This window comes from Kitasatospora sp. NPDC047058 (assembly GCF_040643935.1).
In the GTDB taxonomy this organism is placed as follows: Bacteria; Actinomycetota; Actinomycetes; order Streptomycetales; family Streptomycetaceae; genus Kitasatospora.
The window spans coordinates 1-5,949 of the sequence record NZ_JBEYVJ010000397.1; the positions used below are offsets into that span (position 1 = coordinate 1).

The 5,949-nt window shown below is 74.5% G+C and carries 4 protein-coding genes; all 4 read left to right on the forward strand.

The window, feature by feature from the left end; genetic code table 11:
- The first annotated feature begins 413 nt into the window (after window positions 1-413).
- The 4 genes from ABZ885_RS33830 (at window position 414) to ABZ885_RS33845 (ending at window position 5,892) form a co-directional block, all read left to right on the forward strand.
- A complete protein-coding gene (locus ABZ885_RS33830) occupies window positions 414-1,571 on the forward strand; it encodes a glycerate kinase (protein WP_360197328.1) in 1,158 nt (385 codons plus the stop codon).
- A gap of 127 nt (window positions 1,572-1,698) precedes the next feature.
- Complete coding sequence (gene allB / locus ABZ885_RS33835) at window positions 1,699-3,075, forward strand: allantoinase AllB (RefSeq protein ID WP_360197331.1); 1,377 nt, start codon at window positions 1,699-1,701, stop codon at window positions 3,073-3,075.
- Window positions 3,076-3,084: 9 nt separating this feature from the next.
- Window positions 3,085-4,350, forward strand: coding sequence for an allantoicase (gene alc / locus ABZ885_RS33840; RefSeq protein ID WP_360197334.1), 1,266 nt, complete (start codon window positions 3,085-3,087; stop codon window positions 4,348-4,350).
- 81 nt (window positions 4,351-4,431) lie between these two features.
- On the forward strand, window positions 4,432-5,892 hold the full coding sequence (locus ABZ885_RS33845; protein WP_360197337.1) for a catalase: 1,461 nt from the start codon (window positions 4,432-4,434) through the stop codon (window positions 5,890-5,892).
- Window positions 5,893-5,949 lie beyond the last annotated feature (57 nt).

Below are 5,949 nucleotides of genomic sequence, written 5' to 3' on the forward strand. Positions count from 1 at the left end.
CCGGCGCTCTGCTCCGTATGCCGGTCCCCCCCCCCCCGCCCCGGGGCGCCGCCCCCCCCCCCCCCCCCCCGGGGGGCGCCCGCCCCCGCGCCCCCCCCCCCCCCACAGACTCCTCCTGGTGGCGTGTACCTATCCGGTCGTGCCCGCGCCACCAGGAGGCCAGGCCCGATCGGCAGGCGGGCTGGGGCTCATCCGCCCCCTGCCGATCGACCAGACCGGTGACGCGCACTCCCTGTCGGGGGCACTTCGGTCGTGCCAGTTGCGCGTCGCCCGGCCCCCTCCCTCGCCGAGGGGAGCCTCTCGTACGTCGGAAGCGGGACGAGGGGAACGGCGGGGAGGGGGTCGCACCCCCGACCCCCGGGCACATGCTTGACGAACCATTGCCAGACCAGTCCGGAAGTGAGGCCCACGCCATGCCCGCCACCCCCACCCAGGGCCATGTGGTCGTAGCTCCCGACAAGTTCAAGGGCACCCTGGAGGGCGCCGAGGTCGCCGCCCGGATCGCCGCCGGCATCCGCCGCGTCGCGCCCGGCGCCGACGTCCGGGAACTGCCCGTCGCCGACGGCGGCGAGGGCACCCTGGCCGCCGCGCTGGCGGCCGGCTTCACCCGTGTCCCGGCCAAGGTGGCCGGCCCCACCGGCCTGCCGGTGGACGCCGCGCTCGCCGTCCGGGGCGACACCGCCGTGGTCGAGCTGGCGCAGTCCTCCGGACTCGCCCGGCTGCCCGGCGGCCGGACCGCCCCGCTCGCGGCCGGCTCGTACGGGGTCGGCCAGCTGATCGCCCGGGCGGTGGGCCTCGGGGCCAAGCGGATCGTGCTCGGCCTCGGCGGCAGCGCCTGCACCGACGGCGGCGCGGGCATGCTCCAGGGGCTCGGCGTCTCGCTGCAGGACGCCGACGGCGCCGAGCTGGCGCCCGGCGGGGCCGCCCTGCGCCGGCTGGCCCGGCTCGACCTCGGCCCGCTGGCGACCGCGACATCGGCGCCGGGCCTCACCGGGGTCGAGGTCGTCGTGGCCTGCGACGTGGACAACCCGCTGCTCGGCCCGCGCGGCGCGACCGCCGTCTACGGCCCGCAGAAGGGCGCCGACGGCGACGACCTGGTGGTCCTGGAGGAGGGCCTGACCCGCTTCGCCGACGTGGTCGGCGAGGCCGTCGGGCGGGACGTCCGCAACGCCCCCGGCGCCGGGGCCGCAGGCGGGGTGGGCTTCGCCGCCCTCGCCCTGCTCGGCGCCACCATGCGACCCGGCATCGAGCTGATGCTCGAACTGCTGGGTTTCGACGAGGCCGTGCGTGGGGCACGCCTCGTCGTGACCGGCGAGGGATGCCTGGACGCTCAGACGCTCCACGGCAAGGCACCCGCCGGCGTTGCCGCGGCGGCCACCCGGGCGGGGGTTCGGGTGGCTGCTGTGGCGGGGCGGCTGGAACTGTCGGAGCGTGAGTGGCGGGCCGCCGGCTTCGCCGCCGCGTACGCCCTGACCGACCTGGCCGAGCAGCCCGGCGACTCGATGACCCGGGCGGCGGAGCTCGCCGAGGTCGCGGGGGAGCGGCTGGCGGCGGCCTTCCTGGCCCGCTGACCGGAACCCGCTGCCCTCGTACGTTCCTCCATTGACGTTTTGTTGAAGGCGGCCCTAGGCTCCGGGCAATCCTTCGACCAACCCCCTCTTCCCTAGGCCACCCCTCTTCAGGTTTCGGAGGTCCCCCATGCCCTTCAGCGAGACTGCGGTGATCCGCTCCCGCCGGGTGGTGCTGCCGGACGGCGAGCGTCCCGCGGACGTGCTGATCCGGGACGGGCGGATCGAGCAGGTCGCCGCGCACGGCTCCCTCCTGGCCGGCGACCAGCATCTGACCGACCTCGGCGACACCGCCCTGCTCCCCGGCCTGGTCGACACCCACGTGCACGTCAACGAGCCCGGCCGGACCGAGTGGGAGGGCTTCGCCACCGCCACCCGGGCGGCCGCCGCCGGCGGCGTCACCACCGTCATCGACATGCCGCTCAACTCCGTCCCGCCCACCACCACCCCGGCCGGGCTGGAGGCCAAGCGCAAGACCGCCGAGGGCCAGGCCTGGGTCGACCTCGGCTTCTGGGGCGGCGCCGTCCCCGGCAACGTGCCCGACCTCGAACCGCTGCACCGCGCAGGCGTGTTCGGCTTCAAGAGCTTCCTCGCACCGTCCGGTGTGGACGAGTTCCCGCACGTCGAACAGGCCGACCTGGAGGCCGCCCTGGCCGAGCAGGCCCGGCTCGGCGCGCTCGCGATCATCCACGCCGAGGACCCCGCCGTCCTGGCCGCCGCCCCGCAGCAGCCCGGCGTCCACTACCGGGACTTCCTCGCCTCGCGGCCCGCCGACGCGGAGACCGCCGCCGTCGCCCGGCTGCTGGACACCGCCCGCCGCACCGGCGCCCGGGTCCACATCCTGCACGTCTCCTCCGCCGCCGTGCTGCCGCTGCTGCGGCAGGCCCGCGAGGACGGCGTCCGGGTGACCGCCGAGACCTGCCCGCACTACCTCACCCTCGCGGCCGAGGAGGTGCCGGACGGCGACACCGCCTTCAAGTGCTGCCCGCCGATCCGCGACGAGGCCAACCGCGACGCGCTCTGGGCGGCCCTGGCGGCCGGCGAGTTCATCGCGATCGTCTCCGACCACTCGCCGTCCACCCCGGACCTCAAACTGCTGCCCGAATTCGGCGGCAGCGGGGACTTCGCCCAGGCCTGGGGCGGCATCGCCTCCCTGCAGCTCGGCCTGCCCGCGATCTGGACCGAGGCCCGCCGCCGCGGCCACACGCTCGCCGACGTGGTCCGCTGGATGGCGGGCGGTCCGGCCGCCCTGGCCGGCCTCACCGGCACCAAGGGCGCCATCGCCGTCGGCCACGACGCCGACCTGGTCGCCTTCGACCCCGACGCCGCGTTCGCGGTGCACGCCGCCGAGCTGCACCACCGCAACCCCGTCACCCCGTACGCGGGCCGGACCCTGACCGGCGCCGTACGCACCACCTGGCTGCGCGGCCGGGTCGTCGACGTCACCGCCGAGCCGTTCGGCCGTCAGATCACCCGCCCGGCCACCCGCCCCGATCACTCGTCCTGAGGAGTCTCAGTGAGCACCGTCAACACCCCGAGCGCTCCGTTCACCGAGCTGGTCAACCTGGCCTCCCGGCTGCTCGGCGCCGGCGTCGTCGCCACCAACGAGGACACCTTCGCCGACGCGGAGAACCTGCTGGTCGCCAAGCCCGCCGAGTTCCGCCCGCACACCTTCGGCCACAAGGGCCAGATCATGGACGGCTGGGAGTCCAAGCGCCGCCGCGGCACCTCCGCCGAGCAGCCGCACCCCACCGACGACGACCACGACTGGACGATCGTCCGGCTCGGCGCCGGCGGCGTCGTCCGCGGACTGGTCGTCGACACCGCCCACTTCACCGGCAACTACCCGGAGAGCGCCTCGGTCGAGGCCGCCGCCGTCCCGGGCCACCCCTCGCCGGAGGAGCTGGCCGCGGCCGCGTGGGTCGAACTGCTGCCGCGCACGCCCCTCCAGGGCGACACCGCGCACGAGTTCGCCGTCGACGACGCCACCCGCTTCACCCACGTACGCCTGAACATCTTCCCGGACGGCGGCGTCGCCCGGCTGCGCGTGCACGGCGAGGTGCTGCCCGACCCGCGCGAGCTGGACGGCCTCACCTTCGACCTGGCCGCCCAGGAGTACGGCGGCGTGGCCGAGGCGGCGTCCGACCGCTACTTCTCCTCCCCGCACAACCTGAACGCTCCCGGTCGCGCCTCCGTCATGGGCGAGGGCTGGGAGACCCGGCGTCGGCGCGACAAGGCCAACGACTGGGTGCAGATCGCCCTGGCCGGGGGCGGTGAGGTCCTGGCCGCCGAGGTGGACACCACCCACTTCGTCGCCAACGCCCCCGGCTGGGCCGACCTGGCCGGCTACGACGCCTCGACGGGCGGCGACCCGTCGGAGGACCGTGACGGCTGGTTCGAGATACTGCCCCGCACCCGCCTGCAGCCCGACACCCGGCACCGCTTCCGGCTCGACGTCGGCCGCCCGGTGACCCACGTCCGGATCAACGTCTACCCGGACGGCGGCCTCGCCCGCCTGCGCCTCACCGGACGGCTCACCGAAGCCGGCCGCGCCGCCCTCGCCCTGCGCTGGTTCAACGCCGTCCCGGCCGCCGAGGCCGTCACCGCGCTCACCGAGGCCGGCCTGGGCGCCGAGGAGGCCGCCGGCCTGGCCGCCGCCCGTCCGCTGGCGGACCGGGCCGCGGCCGCCGAGGCCGTCGCCGCGCTCCGCCCGGCCGACGGCCCGGACGGCGAGCACTCCTCCCGCCGCCGCTCCGCCGTCTGGCGCCTGCTCGGCATCTGACGCCTCCGCCACCCCGCGCCGGGCGACCGTCACTCCCTCTCCACCCGCACCGCCTTCATCGACACCCCGAAGGACCCCTCCATGTCCAAGATCCTGACCACGGAGTCCGGCGCGCCGATCGCCGACAACCAGAACTCGGCGTCCGCCGGCGAGTACGGCCCGCTGCTCATCCAGGACCAGCAGCTCCTGGAGAAGCTGGCCCGGTTCAACCGCGAGCGCATCCCGGAGCGCGTCGTGCACGCCCGCGGCTCCGGCGCGTACGGCTACTTCGAGGTGACCGACGAGGTCTCGCAGTACACCCGGGCCGCCTTCCTCTCCGAGGTCGGCAAGCGCACCGAGCTGTTCCTGCGCTTCTCCACCGTGGCCGGCAACCTGGGCTCCAGCGACGCCGTCCGCGACCCGCGCGGCTTCGCGGTGAAGTTCTACACCGAGGAGGGCAACTACGACCTCGTCGGCAACAACACCCCGGTGTTCTTCATCAAGGACCCGGTCAAGTTCCCCGACTTCATCCACTCGCAGAAGCGCGACCCGTACACCGGCGTCCAGGAAGCCGACAACGTCTGGGACTTCTGGTCCCACTCGCCGGCCTCCACCCACCAGATCACCTGGCTGTTCGGCGACCGCGGCATCCCGGCCTCGTACCGCCACATGAACGGCTACGGCTCGCACACCTACCAGTGGGTCAACGGGCAGGGCGACGCCTACTGGGTGAAGTACCACTTCAAGACCAACCAGGGCATCCGCTCGCTGGACGGCGAGCAGTCCGCCGAGGTGCTGGGCGCCGACGCCGACTCGCACCAGCGCGACCTGCACCAGGCCATCGAGCGGGGCGTCTTCCCGTCCTGGACCCTCTACGTCCAGCTGATGCCGGTCGCCGAGGCCGCGGAGTACCGCTTCAACCCCTTCGACCTCACCAAGGTGTGGCCGCACGCCGACTACCCGCTGGTCAAGGTCGGCCGCCTGGTGCTGAACCGCAACCCCGAGAACGTCTTCGCCGACGTCGAGCAGTCCGCGTTCTCGCCGAACAACTTCGTGCCCGGCATCGGCCCGTCCCCGGACAAGATGCTCCAGGGCCGGCTGTTCGCCTACGCCGACGCCCAGCGCTACCGCCTCGGCGTCAACCACACGCTGCTCGCGGTGAACGCCCCGCGCGCCACCGAGGCGAACAACTACGGCCGGGACGGCTTCTCCGCCGTCAACAAGTCCGGCCGCGGCAAGAACTACGAGCCCAACTCGTACGACGGCCCCGCCCAGACCGACAGCGCGCTCGCCGCGCCGGTCAAGCTGGACGGCTACACCGGCACCTACACCACGCCGGCGCACACCAAGGACGACGACTTCTTCCAGGCCGGCGAGCTCTACCGGCTGATGTCGGCGGGCGAGAAGACTCGCCTGATCGACAACATCGCGGGCTTCCTGGCGCAGGTGACCCGCGACGACATCGTCGAGAAGAACCTCGCCCACTTCCACGCCGCGGACGAGGAGTACGGCGCCCGCCTGGAGGCGGCCGTCGCCAAGCTCCGCGCCGGCGAAGAGGGCTGACGCGCCGGCTCCCTCCGACCCCCTCACCGGCCGCCGGGGCCCGCACCCCGGCGGCCG